Source organism: Parasulfitobacter algicola, assembly GCF_013315265.1.
Lineage (GTDB): Bacteria > Pseudomonadota > Alphaproteobacteria > Rhodobacterales > Rhodobacteraceae > Parasulfitobacter > Parasulfitobacter algicola.
The window spans coordinates 1-344 of record NZ_JABUFE010000063.1 but is presented as its reverse complement, the minus strand read 5'-3'; the positions used below and the strand labels follow the sequence as shown (position 1 = coordinate 344).

Genomic DNA, 344 nt, shown 5'->3' with positions numbered 1-344 from the left:
GGTTTGATGCCGCTCCTTTGATAGCATTTACTGCAACAAAGGAGACGAACTATGGGACTGAAACGGACGGACGAATTTCGCCAAGATGCAGTGCGGATCGCGCTAACCAGCGGGCTGACGCGGAAACAGGTGGCTGACGATCTAGGTGTCGGGATGTCGACACTGAACAAATGGATTACGGCGCACCGAGACACAGGCTTGGTTTCCAAAGAGGATTTGAGCCTCGCTCAAGAGAATGAACGCCTTCGACGGGAGAACCGGCTCCTGAAGGAGGAGTATCCGTCTTGGTCAAGGCCGAGTTTCGGTCCACATTCGATTGCCGCGTAGCAAGGCATTTGCCATGA

The 344-nt window shown here is 54.1% G+C and carries 1 pseudogene; it reads left to right on the top strand.

The window, feature by feature from the left end:
- Positions 1 to 51: 51 nt before the first annotated feature.
- Positions 52 to 276: pseudogene (locus HRQ87_RS20040) on the top strand (transposase); the annotation flags it as partial.
- Between the last annotated feature and the right edge of the window lie 68 nt (positions 277 to 344).